We start from the raw sequence: 23040 nt of genomic DNA, 5'->3' as shown, positions 1-23040 counted from the left end.
TGGAGCAAGGCGTGCGAGAGAAACGAAGCGCCGGTGCGAGGAAAATGCAAAAACCAAACCAAGGCTCCGAAAAGAAGCGTTCATCCCCTGAAACGGGCGTTTGACGCTCGTTTGCGTGGCGATCAGCCGGCCCTGGCGGGTACTTTCGAACCAAAATGGGTTGCAATGTGGGTACGGTGCAGACTGTTGCACCAATATAGTGCGCAAAGCTGAACGGCGTTAGAAGAAACGCAGGAAGGGATTTTTCGGTTCGACGGGTTTGTCTTTCAGCGGGCATTCCGGGCGAACGCCGTAGTCGTCGGTGGCGCAGGGTTTGACCTGGCGCTTTTGTGCCAGGGAAATGCGCTGCATATGGAATGGCTGATTGGCGGTGCGCTCGACGATGCGGTCCTGCGCATCGAGAATCTCCACCGACAGGTTGTGGCTGCCGCGATCGATATTGCTCAGCGGGAACACCGGGCTCAGGCCGGGTTCGCCGGTGGGCTGGCCGTCCAGCAGCAGGCGATAGCGATGACCTTTTTGCAGGCCGGGTTCGCTGGTAATGCTGACGATCAATTCGCCGGCGCTGCTGCGAATGGTCGCGTCCGGTTCCGGGACCAGCACTCGCAGCATGTCGTAGCGGAACAGCGGTTGCTCCGGTGATTTTTTCGCCGTGGTGATGGGCACCGCCCCGGTCGGGTTCGAGGCCATTCGATTGCTGGTGGCCAACGGTACGCGCTTGGCGTTGCCGCGTGGTTGGTCGGTGTAGACCCGATTGCCCTGCGAATCGACATAAGTGAACACCTCGGCGGATGCGCCAAGCGCAAACAGAGCCAGGCACACGGCAATCAATCCGCGAGTCATGGCTTGTGCACCCGCTGCACGGTAAAGACCACAGCCGGACTCTGCTGAATGATCGCCTCGCCATCGATCACCTGAACCGCCAGCCGATGCTCGCCCCGGTCGACGTTCACCAGTTGCAGGATCGGCACATTGCTCGGCTGGCCGTAAGGCGCGTCGTCCAGCAACAGACGCAATTGATGCGGCGGTTGCAGGCGCGGCTTGATCAGCACGCTGACGGTGAACGTACCGTTGTTGGCGCGCAGAGCCTCTTCGGTGGGCAGGCCGGTCAGTTCCAGCACTTCGTAGGCATTTCGTGCCGGCGCCCGACTGGCCGTGTCCGACGACGGCGCACTCGGTGCCTGAGGCTGGACGCTGTTGAGCGGCGGCAACTCCACCGGCTGCGCCTTCACGCCGTCCGGCGAATGATCGCTGTACACCGTGTTGCCGTTGGCGTCGGTGTACTTGTAGATCTGCGCGGCGGCGGGCAGGGCGATCAGCAGCAGGATGTAGAGAAAGGTGCGACCCATGAAATCGACCGGAAACGAAAACGATGGGTTGCAGCATAGGCCAGTCGGGCGGAGATGGCTCGGACGGTAAACATCCGGCCAATAAAAAAGGCCTCCCGAAGGAGGCCTCTCTTTTGTCACGCCGCGTAGCGCAGCGCTACCGGATCAGCAGCTGTAGTACAGCTCATATTCCAGTGGGTGTACGAAGGTGCGAACCTTGATTTCTTCTTCGGATTTCAGCGCGATGTAGGCATCGATGAAGTCGTCGGAGAACACGCCGCCCTTGGTCAGGAACGCGCGGCCCTTGTCCAGCTCTTCCAGGGCTTCTTTCAGGCTGCCGCAAACTTGCGGGATCTCTTTCGCCTCTTCAGGCGGCAGGTCGTACAGGTTTTTGTCAGCAGCATCGCCTGGGTGGATCTTGTTCTGGATACCGTCCAGACCGGCCATCAGCAGCGCTGCGAAAGCCAGGTACGGGTTGGCAGCCGGATCCGGGAAACGTGCTTCGATACGACGGCCGCGTGGGCTGTTGACGTAAGGAATACGGATCGAGGCGGAACGGTTGCGAGCCGAGTAGGCCAGCATCACCGGAGCTTCGAAACCTGGCACCAGACGCTTGTAGGAGTTGGTGGCCGGGTTGGTGAAGCCGTTCAGGGCCTTACCGTGCTTGATGATGCCGCCGATGAAGTACAGGGCGGTTTCGGACAGGCCGGCATAGCCTTCGCCAGCGAAGGTGTTCTTGCCATCTTTGGCGATGGACATGTGAACGTGCATACCCGAACCGTTATCGCCGTACAGAGGCTTCGGCATGAAGGTCGCGGTGCGGCCATAGGCATCGGCCACGTTGTGGACAACGTATTTCAGAGTCTGAACTTCGTCAGCTTTCTTCACCAGGGTGTTGAACTTGACACCAATTTCGTTTTGACCGGCAGTCGCCACTTCGTGGTGGTGAACTTCAACGGTCTGACCCATTTCTTCCAGTGCGTTGCACATGGCGGTACGGATTTCGTGGTCGTGGTCGAACGGCGGAACCGGGAAGTAGCCGCCTTTCACGCCTGGACGGTGGCCCTTGTTGCCGCCTTCCACGTCCTGGTCGGACATCCACGAGCCTTGCTCGGAGTAGATCTTGAACATCGAGCCGGAGATGTCGGACTTGAACTTCACTTCGTCGAAGATGAAGAACTCAGGCTCCGGACCTGCGAATACGGTGTCACCGATACCGGTGGTCTTCAGGTATTCCTCGGCGCGGTGGGCGATGGCGCGCGGGTCGCGATCGTAACCCTGCATGGTCGAAGGTTCGATGATGTCGCAGACCAGGATCAGGGTCGGCTCTTCGGTGAACGGGTCCAGAACGGCAGTTTCGTCGTCCGGCAGCAGGATCATGTCGGAGGCTTCGATGCCTTTCCAGCCAGCGATGGAGGAACCGTCGAACATCTTGCCAACTTCGAAGAAGTCGTCTTCCAGCGCATCGCGAGCCGGCATGGTCACGTGGTGCTGAGTGCCTTTGGTGTCCGTGAAGCGCAGATCAATCCACTTGACGTCATGATCTTTGATGAGTTGAACCGACTTCGACATAGTGTCCTCCGGGTGGCTTAGGGCTGGTAGTGGATGCCCTTAAATGTTGGTGATGCCGGCGCGAATACTCTGCCAAGGCAACCTGCCTCACAAGGGAGCAAATTGCATGCCAGTGCCCCAGCATGGGTTTTTTGCCCCAAATTCACGCTTATTAAGGTGCGAAACGCATAAAGGCTGAAAATCTCGCCCTTTAATGTAGCGCCATAAGTCGAAAATGACCCGTTTTGGTGCATGCAAAACCTTCTGCACATTAACTGGTTAAACCTTGAGCAATTTCCGCTATAATCCGCGCCCCCCTTTTTCGGCTGGCCCAGCGCGCGCTGTTTTCATGAAACTAATCGTAAAAGTCTTCCCCGAGATCACCATCAAAAGCCGACCTGTCCGGACGAAATTCATCCGCCAGCTGGCCAAGAACATCCGCACCGTGCTCCGCGACCTGGACCCGGCCGTGGTGGTGAACGGCGTGTGGGACAATCTCGAGCTGGAAACCCGCGTGACCGACCCCAAGGCCCTGAAAGAGATGGGCGAGCGCCTGACCTGCATGCCGGGCATCGCGCACTTTCTGCAGATCGACGAGTACCCGCTGGGCGACTTCGACGACATCACCGAGAAGTGCAAGCAGCACTACGGCGATGCACTGGCCGGGAAGATTTTCTCGGTGCGCTGCAAACGTGCAGGCAAGCATGCATTCAGCTCGATGGACGTCGAAAAATACGTCGGCAGCAAGCTGCGCCGTGAGTGCGGTGCTGCCGGTATCGACCTGAAAGCGCCGGAAATCGAAGTCCGCATCGAAGTTCGCGACAAACGGTTGTTTGTCATCCACAGCCAGCACAATGGCATCGGCGGCTACCCGCTCGGTGCGCTGGAGCAGACGCTGGTATTGATGTCCGGCGGCTTTGACTCGACGGTTGCGGCCTACCAGATCATGCGTCGCGGCCTGATGGCGCACTTTTGCTTCTTCAATCTGGGCGGTCGTGCCCACGAATTGGGCGTGATGGAAGTCGCGCATTTCATCTGGAAGAAGTACGGCAGCTCGCAACGCGTGCTATTTATCAGTGTTCCATTTGAAGAAGTCCTGGGCGAAATTCTCGGCAAGGTCGATAACAGTCATATGGGCGTCGTATTGAAGCGTATGATGTTGCGCGCCTCCTCGGCCATCGCCGAGCGCCTGCACATTGATGCGCTGGTCACCGGCGAGGCGATCTCCCAGGTATCGAGCCAGACGCTGCCGAACCTGTCGGTGATCGACTGCGTGACCGACAAACTGGTCCTGCGTCCGCTGATCGTCGCCCACAAGCAGGACATCATCGACACGGCCAACGAGATCGGCACTGCCGATTTCGCCCGGCACATGCCGGAGTACTGCGGGGTCATTTCGGTCAATCCGAAGACCGCCGCCAAGCGTGGCCGGGTCGAGCACGAAGAGCAGGAATTCGACATGGCGGTGCTCGAGCGTGCGCTCGCAAACGCCAGACTGGTGCCAATCGATCGGGTGATCGACGAATTGGGCCAGGATTTGCAAATCGAAGAAGTCAGCGAGGCACTGGCCGGCCAGATCGTCATCGACATCCGTCACCCGGATGCCGCCGAGGATGAGCCGCTGGAACTCGAGGGCATAGAAGTACAGACGATGCCGTTCTATGCAGTGAACGCACGTTTCAAGGAACTGGACCCTACTCGCCAGTACCTGCTGTATTGCGACAAAGGCGTGATGAGTCGCCTGCATGCTCACCATTTGCTCAGTGAGGGGCATGCCAATGTGCGCGTTTATCGACCGAGCTAAGTGCCCGGGGCTGTTTGCCTGTGGCCTGCGTCACCGGCCCCCCGACACCGCCGTCAAGCTGTAACGGCCATGCCGGACACTACTGCTAATCGCTGCCAAGACTTGTCAGCAAACCGAATCCTCTGATCGAGATACACAAGTGATCGAAAATCTACGCAACATCGCCATCATTGCCCACGTTGACCATGGTAAGACCACCCTGGTAGACAAACTCCTGCGTCAATCCGGCACCCTGGAGCGCAACGAGCTCAACGACGAGCGCGTGATGGACTCCAACGACCAGGAAAAAGAGCGCGGCATTACCATTCTGGCGAAAAACACCGCCATCAACTGGAACGGCTACCACATCAACATCGTGGACACCCCGGGCCACGCCGACTTCGGCGGCGAAGTTGAACGCGTTATGTCCATGGTTGACTCCGTGCTGCTGCTGGTCGACGCTCAAGACGGCCCTATGCCGCAAACCCGTTTCGTGACCAAGAAGGCTTTCGAAGCCGGCTTGCGTCCGATCGTGGTCATCAACAAGGTTGACCGTCCGGGCGCGCGTCCTGACTGGGTTCTGGACCAGATCTTCGATCTGTTCGACAACCTGGGCGCCACCGAAGAACAACTGGACTTCCAGGTTGTTTACGCTTCGGCCCTGAACGGCATCGCCGGTCTGGACCACACCGCCATGGGCGAAGACATGACCGCGCTGTACCAGGCGGTTGTCGACCACGTTCCAGCTCCGGCTGTTGACCGTGACGGTCCGTTCCAGATGCAGATCTCCGCTCTGGACTACAACAGCTTCCTGGGTGTTATCGGTGTTGGCCGTATCGCTCGTGGTCGCGTCAAGCCGAACACTCCGGTTGTGGCTATCGACGCCAACGGCAAGCGCCGCAACGGTCGTATCCTGAAGCTGATGGGTCACCACGGTCTGCACCGCGTTGACGTTGAAGAAGCAGCGGCCGGCGACATCGTCTGCATCAGCGGTTTCGACGAGCTGTTCATCTCCGACACCCTGTGCGACATCAACACCGTCGAGGCGATGAAGCCTCTGACCGTTGACGAGCCAACCGTTTCCATGACCTTCCAGGTAAACGACTCGCCATTCTGCGGTAAAGAAGGCAAGTTCGTGACCTCCCGTAACATCAAGGATCGTCTGGACAAAGAGCTGCTGTACAACGTTGCACTGCGCGTTGAAGAAGGCGACTCGGCTGACAAGTTCAAGGTTTCCGGCCGTGGTGAGCTGCACCTGTCGGTACTGATCGAAACCATGCGTCGCGAAGGCTTCGAGCTGGCCCTGGGCCGTCCTGAAGTGATCATCCGTGAAGTTGACGGCGTGAAGCAGGAACCGTTTGAAAACGTGACCATCGACATCCCTGAAGAATCCCAGGGCAAGGTCATGGAAGAAATGGGTCTGCGTAAAGGCGACCTGAGCAACATGGTGCCGGATGGCAAGGGCCGTGTTCGTCTGGAATACAACATCCCTGCTCGCGGTCTGATCGGTTTCCGTAACCAGTTCCTGACCCTGACCAACGGTGCAGGCATCCTGACCTCGATCTTCGACCGTTACGCTCCAGTGAAGTCGGGCCACATGTCCGGCCGTCAGAACGGCGTTCTGGTTTCGGTTGAAACCGGCAAGGCACTGACCTACTCCCTGGAAACCCTGCAGGCTCGTGGCAAGCTGTTCGTAGAACACGGCCAGGAGATCTACAACGGTCAGATCGTTGGTCAGAACTCCCGCGACAACGACCTGGGTGTGAACCCAACCAAAGGCAAGAAGCTCGACAACATGCGTGCTTCGGGTAAAGACGAAACCATCGCTCTGGTCCCACCTGTTCGCTTCACCCTGGAACAGGCTCTGGAATACATCCAGGAAGACGAGCTGTGCGAAGTTACTCCTAAGTCCATCCGTCTTCGCAAGAAGATCCTGGACGAAAGCGAGCGTACCCGCGCTGCCAAGAAAGCCAAGGCATAAGATTTAGCCAGGCTTGAAAAAAACGCCCCCGGTCGAGAGACCGGGGGCGTTTTTGTTTGTCCGGGCTTTTTTGATATCTCGTTCCCACGCAAAGCGTGGGGACGATCAAGAGCCGATCAGAACTTCTCGATCGACCGCGAACTCTGCACCCGCTCCACTTCCTTCGGCTTGTACGCGCAATATCCCGGGCGCGGGCCGATTTTCGGGTGGTTGCGGCAGGTGTCCGGGCGCTTGTCATAAATGGTGCACAGCCGGCTCTTGCGATCCAGATAGTAGCAATCGTTGTTGCTCATGCGCTGCAGGGTGAAGATCCCCGACTTCTGGTTGAAGCGCTCCACCAGACCTTCCTTTTGCAGGCGCTTGGCGATGTTCTTCGGCGGGTCACCCAGTTCGAACTCGTCGACCACGCCGATGCGCACCAGATCCTTGATCTTGACCTCGACCGGCAGCGTGCAGCAGCTGGAAACGCACGAGCCGCACATCGGGGCCGAATATTTGGCCCAGGTATCGAGACGGTCGATCTCGGCTGCGGCGATCAGGTTGGGCTTCATCATCGGGGTTTACCAGGCATGTGCATCAGGGCGCGCGATCATACCGGGACTGGTGGATTTTTGAACAACCTTTCGCCAGATTTTTTCTTTCTGTCATCACCGGGGCCGACAATTCGGCACGGCCCCTGCATTCATTCAGGCATTCGCCAAGGGTTTGCCGAACGATCCCGCACTCTCAGGAAAAACTGCCGAACCAGAGCCCCCACCGTCGGTCAGACCGTCTAGGCTCTGACAATTCCCCGCTCGCTCGAGGTCCTATCGATGACTCAAGAACCACTAGTTCGCGAAGCAGAGGTGGCCGCATTCCGCGACGCCGTCCTGACCAAACTCACCTATGCGGTGGGCAAAGACCCGGATCACGCCTTTGACCATGACTGGTTCGAAGCCATCGCCCTGGCGGCCCGGGACCACATGGTCGAGCACTGGATGGACCACACCCGGCAGATCTACCGCAAAGGTCAGAAGCGGGTGTATTACCTCTCGCTGGAATTTCTCATCGGTCGTTTGCTGTACGACAGCCTGAGCAACCTCGGCCTGCTCGACGTTGCCCGTGAGGCGCTGACCGAACTGGGTGTGGATCTGGAACGCATCCGCCTGCTGGAGCCCGACGCCGCGCTGGGTAACGGTGGCCTCGGACGGCTGGCGGCGTGCTTCATGGAAAGCATGTCGACCCTCGGCATCGCCGGTCACGGCTACGGCATTCGTTACGAGCACGGGTTGTTCCGCCAGGCCATCGTCGATGGTTGGCAGCAGGAACAGACCGAGCACTGGCTGGATTTCGGCAACCCGTGGGAGTTCGAGCGGCCGGAGGTCGTCTACAGCATCGGCTTCGGCGGCAGCGTCGAGACCGTCACCGATGTCAGCGGCAAGAGCAAACAGGTCTGGCACCCGGCAGAAACCGTGCGGGCGATTGCCTACGACACTCCGGTGGTCGGCTGGCGCGGAGCGAGCGTCAACACGCTGCGCCTGTGGCGGGCCCGGGCCATGGAGGATCTGCACCTGGAGCGCTTCAATGCCGGTGACCACCTGGGCGCTGTGGCCGAAGTGGCCCGGGCCGAAAGTATCTCCCGCGTTCTGTATCCGGCGGACAGCACCGAAGCCGGGCAGGAGTTGCGCCTGCGTCAGGAATACTTCTTCGTCGCGGCGTCCCTTCAGGACCTGCTGCGCCGCCATCGCAACATGCACACCTCGGTGCTGACCCTCGGCGATCACGCGGCAATCCAGCTCAACGACACGCATCCTTCGATCGCCGTCGCCGAACTGATGCGTCTCCTGGTGGACGTCTACGACGTGGCCTGGGATGCGGCGTGGCAAGTCACCGTCGACACTCTTTCGTACACCAACCACACGCTGCTGCCCGAAGCACTGGAAACCTGGCCGGTGGGCCTGATGGAGCGCATGCTGCCGCGGCACATGCAGATCATCTATCTGATCAACGCCCAGCACATCGACTCGCTGCGGGCCAAGGGCATCCACGATTTCGACGTGCTGCGCGCGGTGTCGCTGATCGAAGAAGACAACGGCCGCCGGGTGCGCATGGGCAATCTTGCGTTCCTCGGCTCCCACAGCGTCAACGGCGTATCGGGCCTGCACACGCAGTTGATGCGCAAGACCGTGTTTGCCGAACTGCACAAGCTCTATCCGGAGCGGATCAACAACAAGACCAACGGCATCACCTTCCGCCGCTGGTTGTACCAGGCCAACTCCGAACTGACCTCGATGCTGGTCGATGCCCTCGGCCCGGATGTGCTCGACAACCCCGAAGAGCGTTTGCTGGATCTTGAACCGTTCGCCGAAAAAGCGGCCTTCCGCAAGGCCTTCGCCGAACAACGGCTGCACAGCAAAAAAGCGCTGGCCTACCTGATCCACGAGCGTCTGGGAATCGCTGTGAACCCGGCGGCGATGTTCGACGTGCAGGTCAAAAGGATCCATGAGTACAAGCGTCAGTTGCTCAACCTGATGCACACCGTGGCGCTGTATCAGGCGATTCGTGCCCAGCCGGAAACCGACTGGGTGCCGCGAGTGAAGATCTTCGCCGGCAAGGCGGCGGCCAGTTATCACCAGGCCAAGCTGATCATCAAACTGACCAACGATATTGCCCGGGTGGTGAACAACGACCCGACCGTACGCGGCCTGCTGAAGGTGGTGTTCCTGCCCAACTACAACGTCAGTCTGGCGGAGAGCATCATCCCGGCGGCGGATTTGTCGGAGCAGATTTCCACCGCCGGTTTCGAGGCGTCGGGCACCAGCAACATGAAGTTCGGCCTCAACGGCGCGCTGACCATCGGCACCCTCGACGGTGCCAACGTGGAAATGTGCGAGCGCATCGGCGCCGAGCACATGTTCATCTTCGGCTTGAGCGCTCAGCAGGTCGAAGCACGCAAGCAGAACCACGAGTTCAGTGCGGTGCCGGACATTGCGGCGTCCCATCGCCTCAATGACGTGTTGCAGTCGATCCGCAGCGGCGTGTTTTCGCCGGACGACACGTCGCGATACACCGGTCTGATCGATTCGCTGGTGGACTACGACCGCTTTCTGGTCTGCGCCGACTTCGATTCGTACTGGGAAGCGCAGATGCGCGTCGATGCGCTCTGGCACGATTCCAACAACTGGTGGCGTTCGGCGGTGCTGAACACCGCGCGGATGGGCTGGTTCTCGTCGGACCGGACGATTCGCGAGTACGCCACGGATATCTGGAAGGCGCTGGAGTAACTTTTAGCGACAAATGTGCGCCCGGCCCCACGCTTGTTGGGCCGGGCCGATATACTGAGCCCTGGTTTCGCCCCGTTCCGGGGCTGCTCAGGGATATCGACCATGCAATGGATGTTCATGTTGATCGGGCTGCTGCTCGGTTGGCTGCTCGACGAATCGTTCAGTTCTGCGCTATTGGGCGCCTTGCTGGGCCTGGCGATCGGGCAGACGATCCGCATCATGCGGCTCGGCTCGCAAGTGGCGGAGCAACAGCGGCAACTTGAACAGACGAAGGTGGCGTTGCAAGGCGTCGCGCAGCGTTTGTATCTGCTGGAGGGATCGCCCTCGCATGCGGTGCCGGCGCCAGGCGTGGAACCGGTCCCCGAGCCTTTGGTCGAGCCCGACGAGGTCGCCGAAGAGGCTGCGGCCCCTGAACTGGTCTGGGAGTTGCCGCCCGAACTCGAACCTCTCTCCGCCGTCGCCAGTGAAGCCAGTCAGCCGCTACCGGCCGATGCCTGGCGTCTCGACGCCGTTACCCCTGAAACCCCGGAACCCCGACAGCCCGCCGAACCCCGTGGCCCGAACCTCATCGAGCGCGGCATCAGTGCGGCGCGCAACTGGCTGTTCGGTGGCAACACCGTGCTGCGGGTCGGCGTGGTGCTGTTGTTCTTCGGTCTGGCCTTCCTGCTGCGCTACGCCACCGAAGGCATGGTGGTGCCGATCGAAATGCGTTACGCCGGTCTCGCGGCAGCGGCGCTGGGATTGCTGGCGCTGGGCTGGTGGTTACGCCATCGCAACACGAGCTACGCCTTGATGCTGCAGGGCACCGGGATCGCAGTGTTGTACCTGACGGTGTTTGCGGCGATGCGCCTGCATCCGCTGCTCGATCCGTCCGCCGCGCTGGGATTGCTGGTGGCGGTGACGGTGTTCTCGGCCATTCTGGCCATCACCCAGGATTCCCTGGCCCTGGCTTGCGTTGCTGCGCTTGGCGGGTTTGCCGCGCCGATCCTGACCTCCACCGGCGCCGGCAACCATGTCGCGCTGTTCAGCTATTTCGCGTTGCTCAACGCCGGCATCCTGGCCATTGCGTGGTTCAAGGCCTGGCGCCTGCTCAACCTGATCGGTTTCGCCGGCACCTTCGGCATCGGTTTCGCCTGGGGTGTGCGTTCGTATGCGCCGGAACTGCTGTGGAGCACCGAGCCGTTCCTGATTCTGTTCTTCCTGATGTATCTGGCCATCGGCCTGCTGTTCGCCCGGCGCAAGCTGCTGGACATGCCGGACGCCCCGGCGGAAGGCGATCGCGAGGCGCTGCTGCAGTGGTCGGCGCGCAAGGGTGATTACGTCGACGGCACCATGCTGTTCGGTCCGCCGCTGGTGGGTTTCGGTCTGCAATTCGCGTTGGTGCAGCATCTGGAATTTGCCGCCGCGTTCAGTGCACTGGCACTGGGCATGATTTACATGGCCCTCGCCCGGGTGCTGATGGGCGGCCGAGCGCTGCTGCTGGGCGAAACTTGCCTGGCGATCGGGGTGATTTTCGCCAGCCTGGCGATTCCGCTGGGGCTGGATGCGCGCTGGACCTCTGCGGCCTGGGCGGTGGAGGGCGCGGGGATTTTCTGGCTCGGCCTGCGTCAACACCGGCCGTTGGCCAGGGCCTTCGCGTTGCTGCTGCAACTGGGCTCGGCGCTGGCGTTTCTCAGCCAGTTGCGTGTCGGTGAAAGCAGCCTGCTCGACGGTGCACCGCTGGGCGCGTTGATGCTGGGCATTGCGCTGTTGTTCAGTTTCTATCAATTGCGCAAAACCCCGGCGGAACACACCTCGGCGTGGGAGCGCCAAGGCCTGCCGGTTTTGGCGAGTCTCGGTCTGACTCTTCTCTATCTGTTGGCGCCGCTGTTTTTCTTCACCCAGGCCACGGCCATCAGTTGGGCATTGGCTGGTCTGGTGACCTTGTTCGTCGGCTTGCGCCTGCAATCGCGCACGTTCCTGTTCTGCGCATTTGCCGTGCAACTGCTGGGCGGGGCGTTGTTCCTGTTGCGCCTGCAAGGGGCGGGCGAGGATTCGGCGGCCGTGTTCAGCGCTGGCTGGAGCGGTCTGCTCAGCGCCTCGCTGATCGGTCTGGCATTGATCGCCGGCATGTTGCTGGCGGCCCGCGACGAGATGGTGCGCAGCGATGTGCGGCTGCTGCGCGGTTTGTCGGTGGTGCTGCTGGCGGGGTTGGTGCTGATCAATCTGGCGGTGTTGTTCGTGCTGCCGTGGCAGACCGCGAGCGCGGTGTGGGCGGCCAGTGGTTTGCTGATCATCTGGCTCAGCCTGTACCTCAAGCAGCGCGTGAGTTTTGTCTTCGGTCTGTTGCTGCAGTTGATCGGCGGCGCGGCGTTCTTGCTGGCCGGTCCCGAACTGCTCGGGCCGCTGTCCAGCGAGGGTCTGCGACCGCTGGCCCATGGCGGATTCTGGACGCCACTGGTGCTGGGGCTGGCGGCGATGATCGGTGCGTGGCGCCTGCAACTGGGCAATCATGCTTCGGCGTTCGATGTGCTGAGTCTGCAGCGCCTGTCCGAAGTATTGCTGGTGTGGGGCGCCGGTTGGTGGGCGCTGGCGTGGGTCAGCGAGGTGCTGCGGTTTGCGCCGCTGAATCTGCAGGCGACGTTGCTGCTGCTGGTCGCCGCGTTGAGTGTCGCGTTGTGGACGGTGTTGGCATTGCGCCTGAAATGGCCGTCGCTCGGGTTGCTTTGCACCTTGCTGATTCCGGCGGCCGGACTGGTGTTGCTCGCTGCGTGGCACTCGCGTTATCACCCGGCGGCCAACTTCGGCTGGCTGGCGTGGGCGGCAGTGATCGCGGTGCATTTCTTCAGCCTGCGGCGTCTGGCGCCGATGTTGCCGGCGCGGGCCTTGAGCACCGCGCATGTGCTCGGTTGCTGGCTGCTGATCGGCGTGCTGGCGCTGGAGCTGCGCTACGGCCTGCTGCTGTTGTCCGAGCAATACAACGCCTGGCGTTGGCTGGGCTGGGCGATCCTGCCGAGCGTGTATCTGTTGCTGATGGCTGCGCCGCGCACCTGGACGTGGCCGGTGGCAGCGTTCTCTCGCGAGTACCGTTTGTACGCGGCAGCGCCGCTGGCGGTGTTGATGTTGATCTGGTTCTGGCTGGCCAACGGGGTGAGCGACGGCAACGCCGAACCGCTGCCATACGTGCCGCTGATCAACCCGCTGGAGCTGGGCCTGCTGATCGCGTTGTTCAGCGTTTATGTCTGGTCGCGCAGCGCGGTCACCGAGCTGTCGATCCGCAAGGATTACGCCGCTCACGCCTCGCAACTGATCGCCGGTGTTTCGCTGTTCGCCTTCTGTACCGCGATGGTGACCCGCGCCGCGCACCATTGGGCCGGGATCCCGTTCGAGCTGGACCTGTTGCTTGAATCGATGCTGGTGCAGGCCGGATTGTCCATCGTCTGGACGCTGATGGCGCTCGGGCTGATGATCGGCGGGCACCTGCGCCATCGCCGCGAAGTGTGGCTGATCGGCGCGGCGCTGATTGCGCTGGTGGTGGCCAAACTGATTTTTGTCGAATTGAGCAACCGTGGCGGGCTGGCGCGGATCGTCTCGTTTATCGGCGTCGGCGTGTTGCTGCTGGTGGTGGGTTACTTCGCGCCACTGCCGCCCAAACGCGTCGAAGCTGCACCGGCGGCGGACAAGCCGGCGCTGGAAACCGAAGGAGTGTCGTCTTGAGTCGCAAGCTTAATCTCGGGTGGCTGTTGCTGGGCGTGGCCATGACGGCCGGCGCCCAGGAAAAACCGGCGGACTTCGCCGCGCAGGTGCCGTTGTCGGTCAGCGGCGCAGGCCCGTGGTATCGCCTCGAACTGCCGCTGAACGTGCAGTTGCAGGCCCGTCAGACCGACCTCAGCGATCTGCGGGTGTTCAACGCCGCCGGCGAACCGCAGGCCTACGCGTTGGCCCGGGAATCGGCACAGACCCGCGATGACGGTCGCGTGAACGCAGTGAAATGGTTTCCGCTGTACAACTCGGCGGATGCCACCGAACGCGCACCGAGCGTGCGCGTCCAGTCGACCACCACCGGCACGCTGGTGGAAGTGCAACCCTCCAGCCAACTGGAGGCGGGCGAGGAAGTGCTGCGCGGCTGGCTGCTCGATGCCAGTGCAATCAAGGCACCGTTGCAGCAACTGATCCTCGACTGGACCAGCGAGCGCGACGGTTTCCAGCGTTTCAGCATCGAGGCCAGCGACGACTTGCAGCACTGGCAACCGTGGGGTGAAGGCCAGGTCGCGCGCCTGACTTTTTCCGATGAGCGTATCGAACAGCATGAAGTCGCGTTGCCGGGGCAATCGGCGCGCTATCTGCGGTTGTTGTGGGATTCGCCCAATGCAGCACCAACCCTGACTTCGGCGCAACTGAAAAGCAGCGACCCGCAAAACCTGCCGTTGCCGCTGGTCTGGTCGCCAGCGCTGGCCGGCAGCAGCACCAAGGCCGGTGAATACACTTGGCAGTTGCCGATGGGGCTGAATGTCGAGCGGGTCCAGGTCGAGTTGAAACAACCCAACAGCCTGGCACCGGTGACGCTCTCGGGGCGTCGCGAATCCAGTCTGCCGTGGCAGCCGTTGAGCAGCGGTCTGCTCTATCGCCTGACCCAGAACGGCCAGGACGTGGTGCAGAACGAATTGCAGCTTTACGGGCAGACCGTCCAGCAGTTGAAACTGACGGTCGACGAACGCGGCGGCGGCCTCGGCGAACAGGCGCCGAGCCTCAAGTACGCGGTGCGCGCCACCCAGGTGATCTTCCTCGCCCGGGGTGACGGGCCTTACAGCCTGGCGCTGGGCAATCCGACGGTGAAAACGGCCAACCTGCCGCTGACCACACTGATCCCCGATTTCAAGCCGGAGAAACTGGCCACGCTGGGCAAGGCCACGGTGCAGGGCGATGCAGTCGCGACGCAGACAACGACGGCGACGACAGCAGCTGTCGCCGAGACCAACTGGAAGAAAATCGGATTGTGGGCGGTATTACTGTTGAGTGTGCTGTTTCTGGCCGCGATGGCCTTCAGTCTGCTGCGCAAGCCGCTGGCGAAGTCCTGAATATGACGGGTGTGGCCTCCACACCCGTCGGGTTTCCAACTACGCTGAATCCCGTGCCTGAACTCTCCCGGTTCGATCACGTCTGATAGCAGGAATTGCACCCGACGCACGTTAGCGGGCGTCATTGCTCGCTACGGTTTCAGACTCCCTGTAAACTGCGCGGGTTTTCAGCCCCCCATTCCACCGGAGCCGTCCATGTCCCGCGTTACCCTGAGTCGCTATTTGATTGAGCAGACCCGCAGCAACAACACTCCTGCCGATCTGCGCTTCCTGATCGAAGTGGTGGCGCGTGCCTGCAAAGAGATCAGCCACGCCGTGTCCAAAGGCGCCCTCGGCGGTGTTCTGGGCAGCATGGGCACGGAAAACGTGCAAGGCGAAGTGCAGAAGAAACTCGACGTGCTGTCGAACGAAATCCTGCTCGAAGCCAACGAGTGGGGCGGTCACCTGGCCGGCATGGCGTCCGAAGAAATGGACAACGCCTACCAGATCCCGGGCAAATACCCGAAAGGCGCCTACCTGCTGGTATTCGACCCGCTGGACGGTTCGTCGAACATCGACATCAACGCGCCGGTCGGCACCATCTTCTCGGTACTGCGCTGCCCGAACGAATACCTGAGCCAGAACGAAGCCCTGAATGAAAAGGCCTTCCTGCAGCCAGGCACCCAGCAGGTTGCAGCCGGTTACGCGATCTACGGTCCGCAGACCATGCTGATCCTGACCCTGGGTAACGGCGTGAAGGGTTTCACCCTGGACCGCGAAATGGGCAGCTTCGTCCTGACCCACGAAGACATCACCATTCCTGAAAGCACCCAGGAATTTGCGATCAACATGTCCAACCAGCGTCACTGGGAAGCCCCGGTCCAGCGCTACGTTTCGGAACTGCTGGCCGGTGAAGAAGGCCCGCTGAAGAAGAACTACAACATGCGTTGGGTCGCGGCGATGGTTGCCGACGTGCACCGCATCCTGACCCGTGGCGGTCTGTTCATGTACCCGCGCGACAGCCGCGAGCCGTCCAAGCCAGGCAAACTGCGCCTGATGTACGAAGCCAACCCGATGTCGTTCCTGGTGGAACAGGCAGGCGGCGCTTCCACCGACGGTCACCAGCGCATCCTCGACATCCAGCCTGAAGGCCTGCACCAGCGCGTAGCGGTGTTCCTCGGCTCGAAAGAAGAAGTCGCCCGTGCTACGGCCTATCACAAGGAATAAACCATGACCGCGCCCTGGCAGCCGTTGCTCGATTGGTGGTTCGGACATGCCGAGTCAGCGACTGAAGTGACGGCGCAACAGGGCAGGTTGTGGTTTGGCAAGAAAGACAGTCAGGACCTCGAAGCGCGTGAGCGTTTCGGGGTCTTTGTCGATCAGGCCCTCGCCGGCGAATTGACCGAGTGGACGCAACGTCCCGAAGGTTGGCTGGCGGTAGTGCTGCTGCTCGATCAGCTTCCGCGAATGATCTTTCGCGACACGCCCAAGGCCTTTTCCGGCGATCTGCGGGCGCAGAAACTGGTTGCCCAAGGCATCGCGGCGGATTTCGACCGGCAGTTGAAGCCGATCCAGCGCCTCTTCATCTACCTCGTCTTCGAACACTGCGAAAACCTCGCGGTGCAGAACGAAGCGGTCTCACGATTCATCGAATTGGTGGCTGAACAGCCGGAGGCGGAGCGCGAAGTGTTTGCCGACAACCTGGATTATGCCGAGCGGCATCAGCGGGTGATTGCGCGGTTCGGGCGGTTTCCGCATCGCAATGCGGTGTTGGGGCGGGAGTCTACGGCGCAGGAGTTGGAGTTTCTTTCGCAGCCGGGGTCGCGGTTCTGAATCAGCATCTAGACGACTGACCTCTTCGCAGAAAGGTCCGCGAAGAGATCAGTGAGAGCGCCTTAGATCCGAAAGCTACCCACCAACTGCTTCAACCGCGCCGCCTGCTGCTCCAGATCCGCACAAGCGCGCAACGTCGCCTGCAGGTTCTCCACACCTTCCTGGTTCAGCGTGTTGATCTCGTTGATATCGACGTTGATCGACTCGACCACCGCCGTCTGCTCTTCGGTCGCGGTCGCCACCGACTGGTTCATACCGTCGATCTCGCCGATGCGCTGGGTCACGCTTTCCAGACGCTCGCCGGCCTGATTGGCGATGCCGACGCTGCTTTCGCTCTCGCGCTGGCTTTCGGTCATGATGCCGACGGCCTGACGTGCGCCGACCTGCAGTTCTTCGATCATGCTCTGCACTTGCTGCGCCGAATCCTGGGTGCGGTGCGCCAGGTTGCGCACTTCGTCGGCCACCACGGCGAAACCACGACCGGCCTCACCGGCACGGGCGGCTTCGATGGCGGCGTTGAGCGCCAGCAGGTTGGTCTGCTGGGAGATGCTGGTGATCACTTCCAGAATCTGCCCGATGTTCACGGTGTTGCTGTTCAGGGTTTCGATGTTGCCGCAGGAGTCGCTGATCTTCGCCGACAGCTGCTGCATTGCGTGGATGGTTTTATCCACAACCTGCTGGCCGTCGACCGCCAGGCTGCGCGCGTCGCTGGAGTGTTGCGAGGCGAGGGCGGCGTTCTGGGCGATTTCCTGGGCGGCGGCGCCGAGCTGGTTGATCGCGGCGGCCACGCTGTTGGTGCGCGAAGCCTGCTGGTCGGAGTTGAACATCGACGAGTTGGACGCTGCGACCACGCGCAGGGCGACTTCGTTGACCTGCCCGGTGGCCGAAGATACTTCGCGGATCGACGTATGAATACGTTCTACAAAGCGGTTGAACGACAAACCCAGCGCGCCGAACTCGTCGTGGCCATGGATCACCAGACGCTTGGTCAGGTCGCCTTCGCCTTCGGCGATGTCATGCATGGCGCGGCCCATGGTCAGCAGCGGTTGCATCAGCACGCGGATCAACATGCCGAGCAGGGCGATGATGATCACTACGGCGATGACCATGGCGATCAGCGCCGAGGTGCGGAACTCGCTGAGCATCGAGAACGCAGTGTCCTTGTCCAGCACCAGACCCACGTACCAGTCGGCCGACGGCACGCCGTTGACGCGGGTGAAGGAGATCAGCTGGGTCTTGCCGTCGAACTCGACTTCCTTCAGGCCCGGGCTGACTTTCGGCGCACCGCTTGGGTAGGCCTCGGCCAGGGTCTTGAGCACCAGTTTGCTGTCCGGGTGGATCAGGATTTTGCCGTCTGCACTGACGATGAACGCGTGGCCGTGGCCGCCGAAGTTCAGCGAGTTGATGATCGCGCTGACGCTGGTGAGGTCGATGTCGGCGCCGGCCACACCGATCATCTGGCCCTGGCGCTGCACCGGGGTGGCGACGGTGATCACCAGTTTGCCGGACGAAGCGGCGATGTACGGTTCAGTGACGATGGTCTGCTGGGCGCTGTTCGCGGCCTTGTACCAGCCACGGGCGCGCGGGTCGTAGTCCGGTGCGCGGTTGCCGGCCGGGACCGAGAACATCACGCCGTCGGCGCCGCCAAAGTAGCTGAGTTGGAAATTGCCGGTGTAGGCGGGCAGGTCGATGATGCGTTTCAGGCTGGCCGGGGCGCTGCCGTCGGCGACAACCTGCTGCGACATCGATTGCAGCAGCTGGATGCGGCTTTCCAGCCAGGTCTGGATGTTGCTGGTGGTCAGGCTGCCCAGTTCCTGCATTGACGCTTCGGTGCTGCTTTGCAGGGCTTCGCGTTGTCGATAGTCGTTGAACAAAATGAAACAGGCGAACGCTACGGCCACCACGAGGGCGGCAGCCAACAAGATCTTGTGGCTGAATTTCATGTTTCTGGTCATTAAGTGAGCTACCGCGAAGGGGCTGGTCAAGAAAGGGCGGCAATTTGCCACACTCTCGGGCTTTGCGCTGCTCTTATTTCGACCGCCGCGCGACAAAGATGAGGACGCTTTTGTTAAAGGCGACGAAATGCTCAATAGCCCTACAAAGTGTCTGATTTACCGATGAATGCCGGACGAGCGGGCCAATAAATAGCCACCTGCCGAGGGAACCAGACAGGGATTTTCTCTTCTAAGCTTCTGGTTGGCGCCAGGCCATCCCCCTTCCGTTCCAGGAGTTACACCATGTCGCTGCGATCTATCGCCCTTCTGTCGTTTTGCGTGCTGTTGGCCGCATGCAGCAAGGTCAATCAGGAAAACTACTCGAAGCTCTCGGCCGGCATGGCCAAGGCCGAAGTGGAGACGCTGCTCGGCAAGCCCACTGATTGCTCGGGCGCGCTCGGCATGTCCAGTTGCACCTGGGGCGACAAGAACAGCTTTATCAGCGTGCAGTACGCCGGTGACAAAGTGTTGATGTTTTCCGGCCAAGGCCTGAAGTAAACCGGGGCTACGCGCCCACGGGAGAAAAACAATGAAGCGGTTATTGCTTGTCCTTTTTGCCGGCCTGGTACTGGCCGGCTGCGCCACCACCGGTGAAGATCCGCTGGCGCCCAAGACAGTCCACAGCGTCAACCTCAAGCGTTACCAGGGCACCTGGTACGAGCTGGCGCGACTGCCGATGTATTTCCAGCGCAATTGCGCACAATCCGAAGCCCGTTACACGCTCGAATCGGACGGCAACCTGGGCGTGTTCAACCGTTGCCTGACCAAGGACTGGCAATGGGAAGAGGTCAAGGGCACGGCTTATCCACAGGTGCCGGGCAAGACCGACAAATTGTGGGTCGAGTTCGATACCTGGTTCTCGCGCTTGATTCCGGGATCGGCGAAGGGTCAATACTGGGTGCTGTACGTCAGTGACGACTACAAGACCGCCATCGTTGGCGATCCGAGCCGTCGTTACCTGTGGCTGTTGTCCCGCACGCCGACCGTCAATGGTGTGGTGCGCGAAGAACTGCTGAGCAAGGCGCGTCAGCAGGGTTATGACACCACGCGCTTGATCTGGCGCGCGTCGGATCAGCAGATGGCCAAGACGTCCAACTGACGCGCAACAAAAAACCTGTGGAGGTTGCCCTCCACAGGTTTTTTTGTGTCAGCCCAAAAGCTCTCGCAGCACCTGGGTGAAGGCGCGATTGCTATCTTCCTCTCCGGCATGCCGGCCATCACGTACGACCCACTGACCGTTGACCAGCACGTCGCGTACCTGACGGTCACCACCGGCAAACAGCCAGCGATTGAGGATTCCGTCACCGCTGGCGGTGGCCAGGTACGGATCGTTGCCATCGAGCACAATCCAGTCGGCGCGCTTGCCGACCTCCAGCGCGCCGATCGGCTGGCCCAGCGCCTGAGCGCCGCCGTCCAGTGCGGCGTCATACAACGTGCGGCCAACCATCGGCTGATCCGCACCATACAAGCGGTTGCGCCGCTGATCGCGCAGACGCTGGCCGTATTCCAGCCAACGCAATTCTTCCACCACGCTCAACGACACATGGCTGTCGGAACCGATGCCCATGCGTCCGCCCTGAGCGAGGAAATCCACCGCCGGGAAAATCCCGTCGCCCAGGTTGGCCTCGGTGGTCAGGCACAGACCGGCAATGGCGCGACTCTTGGCCATCAGCGTGACTTCTTCCGGATTGGCGTGGGTCGCGTGGACCAGGCACCAGCGCTGATCGACTTCGGTGTTTTCGTACAGCCATTGCAGCGGACGGCGACCGCTCCAGCTCAGGCAGTCATCGACTTCCTTCTGCTGTTCGGCGATGTGGATGTGCACCGGGCATTGCTTGTCGCTGGCCGCCAGCACTTCGCTGATCTGCTGCGGGGTGACCGCGCGCAACGAGTGGAAACACAATCCCAGCGACTGGGCCTTCTGCTGCGCCAGCAACGGTTGCAGGCGCGATTGCAGTTTCAGGTAGTTTTCGGTGCTGTTGATGAATCGGCGCTGACCTTCGTTCGGCGTCTGGCCGCCGAAACCGCTGTGGCTGTAAAGCACCGGTAACAGTGTCAGGCCGATGCCGGCGGAGCTGGCGGCCTGACTGATGCGCAACGCCAGTTCCGCCGGATCGGCGTACGGCTGACCGTTGTGATCGTGGTGGACGTAATGGAATTCGGCGACCGAGGTGTAACCGGCCTTGAGCATTTCGATGTACAGCTGACGGGCAATCACGCCGAGCTGGTCCGGGCTGATTTTTCCGACGAGCCGGTACATCAGATCGCGCCAGGTCCAGAAACTGTCGTTGGGATTGCCGGCCACTTCCGCCAGCCCGGCCATCGCTCGCTGGAACGCGTGAGAGTGCAGATTCGGCATGCCCGGCAGCAGCGGACCGCTCAGCCGTTCGGCGCCTTCTGCGGTGGAATCGGCCTGGATTCGGGTCAACACGCCATCGGCGCTGACCTCGAGACGTACATTGTTGGCCCATCCGTTAGGCAGCAGCGCGCGTTCGGCAAAGAAGGCGGACATGGTTCAGCACCCCATCGTGTGTTATTTGTATATACATATACAGACGTTTGCCTGCCCGGTAAACTCCGGCAAGCTAGCAACCTTATCCAATGAACAGGGATCCATCGTGCCGACTCCGCCTCCAGTTTCTCCGTTGGCCGCGAACATGGGCGACAGTCCGGCGCCCTTGTACGCCCGCGTCAAACAGATGATTACCCAGCAGATCGACAGTGGTAACTGGCCGCCGCATTACCGCGTGCCGTCGGAAAGCGAGCTGGTCAGCCAGCTGGGCTTCAGCCGCATGACCATCAACCGCGCGCTGCGGGAAATGACCGCCGACGGTCTGCTGGTGCGCATGCAAGGCGTCGGCACTTTTGTCGCAGAACCGAAGAGCCAGTCCGCGCTGTTCGAGGTGCACAACATCGCCGACGAAATCGCCTCCCGTGGCCATCGCCACACCTGCCAGGTGATCACCCTGGAGGAAGAGGCCGCCGGTTCCGAACGCGCGCTGGCGCTGGATATGCGCGAAGGGCAGAAGGTGTTCCACTCGCTGATCGTGCATTACGAGAACGACATTCCGGTGCAGATCGAAGACCGTTTCGTCAACGCGCTGGTCGCCCCGGAATACCTCAAGCAGGACTTCACCCTGCAAACGCCTTACGCCTATCTCAACCAGGTCGCGCCGCTGACCGAAGGCGAGCATGTGGTCGAAGCGATCCTCGCCGAACCGTCCGAGTGCAAATTGCTGCAGATCGAAAAAGGCGAGCCTTGCCTGCTGATCCGCCGTCGCACCTGGTCGGGCCGCCAGCCGGTGACCGCCGCGCGCCTGATCCACCCCGGTTCCCGTCATCGTCTGGAAGGTCGGTTTCATAAATGAGCAGTGAAGTGAAGGTTTTACGCGCCGAAGGTTACCCGCGCATGCCGTGGAAAAACGGCGGCGGCAGCACCGAGGAAATCACCCGTGACGCCGGTGCCGGCCTCGACGGTTTCGGTTGGCGCCTGTCGATTGCCGATATCGCCGAATCCGGTGGCTTCTCGACGTTTATCGGTTATCAACGAGTGATCACGGTGTTGCAGGGCGACGGTATGACCCTGTGTGTCGACGGTGACGACACCCGGCCGCTGTTACCCCTCGACCCGTTTGCCTTCAGCGGCGAAAGCCAGGTCTCCTGCACCTTGCTCGGCGGGGCGATCCGCGATTTCAACCTGATCTATGCGCCGCAGCGTTACAGCGCTCGTTTGCAGTGGCTGGATGGCGAGCAACGGTTTTTCAGCTCCGCCGGCACCGTTCTCGTTTTCAGTGTCAGCGAGTTGCTGCAAGTGCAGGTCGGTGACAGTGCTGCGCAACTTGGCCGGCATGATTGCCTGCAACTGGACGGCAACACCGGTCTGGTGGAAATTGCCGTCAATGCGGGCTGCTGTGTGATCGAACTGACTGCACGCTGATCCGACTCTTGAAAAACCGCCGCTTTGAACAGTGCCTGTAGGGGCTGTTGAGAGCGGCGGTTTTTTTCATCCCTGCGTTCCCGAACGCGCACCAACTTGTTACCGAACGCCCCAGCGTGGCGCAAAACCACGCACATGAACTCGCCTTCCGCTTGTTCAAACCCACCCCGCGAAAAAATTCATACACGCCACGACCCTTGATTCAGGCGTCCTCCAGCCGTCTCCGCATTTTTATTGATCAACCCTCCAACAAGTTGGCCGCTCGATTGCATATGCTTGTATGTACAAGTAAAGACGTATGCGTATGAGTCGTCAGAGGTTCTCCGCAGCGTCC

Annotated in this window: 17 protein-coding genes and 1 pseudogene; 11 read left to right on the top strand and 7 right to left on the bottom strand. The window is 61.1% G+C overall.

What is annotated here, in order from left to right:
- Positions 1–219: 219 nt before the first annotated feature.
- The 3 genes from ACKLNA_RS22365 to glnA form a co-directional block, all read right to left on the bottom strand.
- Entirely contained in the window at positions 220–843 is a 624-nt protein-coding gene (locus tag ACKLNA_RS22365; protein WP_408987133.1) for a DUF4124 domain-containing protein, read from the bottom strand.
- The gene (locus tag ACKLNA_RS22360; protein WP_265812609.1) at positions 840–1349 is read right to left on the bottom strand and encodes a DUF4124 domain-containing protein; all 510 of its coding nucleotides are present in this window, start codon (positions 1347–1349) and stop codon (positions 840–842) included. The genes ACKLNA_RS22365 and ACKLNA_RS22360 overlap by 4 nt, the downstream gene beginning before the upstream one ends.
- 144 nt (positions 1350–1493) lie before the next feature.
- Positions 1494–2900, bottom strand: a complete 1407-nt coding sequence (glnA, locus tag ACKLNA_RS22355; protein ID WP_085712782.1) for a glutamate--ammonia ligase — start codon at positions 2898–2900, stop codon at positions 1494–1496.
- 328 nt (positions 2901–3228) lie between these two features.
- Between glnA and thiI the strand changes: the two genes are divergently transcribed.
- Positions 3229–4683 carry a tRNA uracil 4-sulfurtransferase ThiI gene (gene thiI, locus ACKLNA_RS22350; protein WP_408987132.1) on the top strand — a complete coding sequence of 485 codons (1455 nt, stop codon included), beginning with the start codon at positions 3229–3231 and terminating at the stop codon, positions 4681–4683.
- Positions 4684–4822: 139 nt separating this feature from the next.
- Positions 4823–6643, top strand: coding sequence for a translational GTPase TypA (gene typA, locus ACKLNA_RS22345; protein ID WP_085712784.1), 1821 nt, complete (start codon positions 4823–4825; stop codon positions 6641–6643).
- A gap of 116 nt (positions 6644–6759) precedes the next feature.
- On the opposite strand, the gene ACKLNA_RS22340 is transcribed toward typA, so the two are convergent.
- Positions 6760–7197, bottom strand: a complete 438-nt coding sequence (locus tag ACKLNA_RS22340; protein ID WP_085712785.1) for a YkgJ family cysteine cluster protein — start codon at positions 7195–7197, stop codon at positions 6760–6762.
- A 258-nt stretch (positions 7198–7455) separates the two neighbouring features.
- Here ACKLNA_RS22340 and ACKLNA_RS22335 point away from each other — a divergent pair, with 258 nt between their 5' ends.
- The 5 genes from ACKLNA_RS22335 to ACKLNA_RS22315 all read left to right on the top strand — a co-directional run bounded on the left by ACKLNA_RS22335 (position 7456) and on the right by ACKLNA_RS22315 (position 16775).
- Positions 7456–9906, top strand: coding sequence for a glycogen/starch/alpha-glucan phosphorylase (locus ACKLNA_RS22335; protein WP_408987131.1), 2451 nt, complete (start codon positions 7456–7458; stop codon positions 9904–9906).
- A gap of 102 nt (positions 9907–10008) precedes the next feature.
- Positions 10009–13602, top strand: coding sequence for a DUF2339 domain-containing protein (locus ACKLNA_RS22330; RefSeq protein ID WP_408987130.1), 3594 nt, complete (start codon positions 10009–10011; stop codon positions 13600–13602).
- Complete coding sequence (locus ACKLNA_RS22325) at positions 13599–14963, top strand: DUF3999 domain-containing protein (protein ID WP_408987129.1); 1365 nt, start codon at positions 13599–13601, stop codon at positions 14961–14963. The genes ACKLNA_RS22330 and ACKLNA_RS22325 overlap by 4 nt, the downstream gene beginning before the upstream one ends.
- Positions 14964–15158: 195 nt before the next feature.
- The gene (locus tag ACKLNA_RS22320; RefSeq protein WP_065261556.1) at positions 15159–16169 is read left to right on the top strand and encodes a class 1 fructose-bisphosphatase; all 1011 of its coding nucleotides are present in this window, start codon (positions 15159–15161) and stop codon (positions 16167–16169) included.
- A 3-nt stretch (positions 16170–16172) separates the two neighbouring features.
- Positions 16173–16775 carry a DUF924 family protein gene (locus tag ACKLNA_RS22315; protein WP_408987128.1) on the top strand — a complete coding sequence of 201 codons (603 nt, stop codon included), beginning with the start codon at positions 16173–16175 and terminating at the stop codon, positions 16773–16775.
- 62 nt (positions 16776–16837) lie between these two features.
- Here ACKLNA_RS22315 and ACKLNA_RS22310 read toward each other — a convergent pair whose 3' ends face one another.
- Both ACKLNA_RS22310 and ACKLNA_RS22305 read right to left on the bottom strand, forming a co-directional pair.
- Positions 16838–17602, bottom strand: coding sequence for a methyl-accepting chemotaxis protein (locus ACKLNA_RS22310; RefSeq protein WP_371320915.1), 765 nt, complete (start codon positions 17600–17602; stop codon positions 16838–16840).
- A gap of 93 nt (positions 17603–17695) precedes the next feature.
- A pseudogene (locus ACKLNA_RS22305) lies at positions 17696–18718 on the bottom strand (cache domain-containing protein); the annotation flags it as partial.
- A 294-nt stretch (positions 18719–19012) separates the two neighbouring features.
- Between ACKLNA_RS22305 and ACKLNA_RS22300 the strand changes: the two are divergent.
- Positions 19013–19267 carry a hypothetical protein gene (locus tag ACKLNA_RS22300; RefSeq protein ID WP_007952486.1) on the top strand — a complete coding sequence of 85 codons (255 nt, stop codon included), beginning with the start codon at positions 19013–19015 and terminating at the stop codon, positions 19265–19267.
- 31 nt (positions 19268–19298) lie between these two features.
- The gene (locus ACKLNA_RS22295; protein ID WP_085712791.1) at positions 19299–19868 is read left to right on the top strand and encodes a lipocalin family protein; all 570 of its coding nucleotides are present in this window, start codon (positions 19299–19301) and stop codon (positions 19866–19868) included.
- A gap of 48 nt (positions 19869–19916) precedes the next feature.
- On the opposite strand, the gene ACKLNA_RS22290 is transcribed toward ACKLNA_RS22295, so the two are convergent.
- Entirely contained in the window at positions 19917–21281 is a 1365-nt protein-coding gene (locus ACKLNA_RS22290; protein WP_408987127.1) for a formimidoylglutamate deiminase, read from the bottom strand.
- Between the two features lie 145 nt (positions 21282–21426).
- On the opposite strand from ACKLNA_RS22290, the gene hutC reads away from it, so the two are divergent.
- Positions 21427–22137, top strand: coding sequence for a histidine utilization repressor (gene hutC / locus ACKLNA_RS22285; RefSeq protein WP_162803449.1), 711 nt, complete (start codon positions 21427–21429; stop codon positions 22135–22137).
- Positions 22134–22706, top strand: coding sequence for a HutD family protein (locus ACKLNA_RS22280; protein ID WP_408987126.1), 573 nt, complete (start codon positions 22134–22136; stop codon positions 22704–22706). Before hutC ends, ACKLNA_RS22280 begins: the two co-directional genes overlap by 4 nt.
- Positions 22707–23040 lie beyond the last annotated feature (334 nt).

This window comes from Pseudomonas sp. UV AK001 (genome assembly GCF_046097675.1).
Lineage (GTDB): Bacteria > Pseudomonadota > Gammaproteobacteria > Pseudomonadales > Pseudomonadaceae > Aquipseudomonas > Aquipseudomonas kribbensis.
The sequence above is the reverse complement of the archived record's forward strand: the minus strand, read 5'-3'. Positions and strand labels throughout refer to the sequence as shown.

Bases quoted from the DNA above. Each gene is read 5' to 3' on its own strand.
- ACKLNA_RS22335 (WP_408987131.1), top strand. From the start codon at position 7,456: ATGACTCAAGAACCACTAGTTCGCGAAGCAGAGGTGGCCGCATTCCGC.
- thiI (WP_408987132.1), top strand. From the start codon at position 3,229: ATGAAACTAATCGTAAAAGTCTTCCCCGAGATCACCATCAAAAGCCGA.
- ACKLNA_RS22290 (WP_408987127.1), bottom strand. From the start codon at position 21,281: ATGTCCGCCTTCTTTGCCGAACGCGCGCTGCTGCCTAACGGATGGGCC.
- ACKLNA_RS22315 (WP_408987128.1), top strand. From the start codon at position 16,173: ATGACCGCGCCCTGGCAGCCGTTGCTCGATTGGTGGTTCGGACATGCC.
- ACKLNA_RS22295 (WP_085712791.1), top strand. From the start codon at position 19,299: ATGAAGCGGTTATTGCTTGTCCTTTTTGCCGGCCTGGTACTGGCCGGC.
- ACKLNA_RS22360 (WP_265812609.1), bottom strand. From the start codon at position 1,349: ATGGGTCGCACCTTTCTCTACATCCTGCTGCTGATCGCCCTGCCCGCC.
- ACKLNA_RS22330 (WP_408987130.1), top strand. From the start codon at position 10,009: ATGCAATGGATGTTCATGTTGATCGGGCTGCTGCTCGGTTGGCTGCTC.
- ACKLNA_RS22310 (WP_371320915.1), bottom strand. From the start codon at position 17,602: ATGTTCAACTCCGACCAGCAGGCTTCGCGCACCAACAGCGTGGCCGCC.
- ACKLNA_RS22365 (WP_408987133.1), bottom strand. From the start codon at position 843: ATGACTCGCGGATTGATTGCCGTGTGCCTGGCTCTGTTTGCGCTTGGC.
- ACKLNA_RS22320 (WP_065261556.1), top strand. From the start codon at position 15,159: ATGTCCCGCGTTACCCTGAGTCGCTATTTGATTGAGCAGACCCGCAGC.
- ACKLNA_RS22300 (WP_007952486.1), top strand. From the start codon at position 19,013: ATGTCGCTGCGATCTATCGCCCTTCTGTCGTTTTGCGTGCTGTTGGCC.
- ACKLNA_RS22340 (WP_085712785.1), bottom strand. From the start codon at position 7,197: ATGATGAAGCCCAACCTGATCGCCGCAGCCGAGATCGACCGTCTCGAT.
- glnA (WP_085712782.1), bottom strand. From the start codon at position 2,900: ATGTCGAAGTCGGTTCAACTCATCAAAGATCATGACGTCAAGTGGATT.
- ACKLNA_RS22280 (WP_408987126.1), top strand. From the start codon at position 22,134: ATGAGCAGTGAAGTGAAGGTTTTACGCGCCGAAGGTTACCCGCGCATG.
- hutC (WP_162803449.1), top strand. From the start codon at position 21,427: ATGGGCGACAGTCCGGCGCCCTTGTACGCCCGCGTCAAACAGATGATT.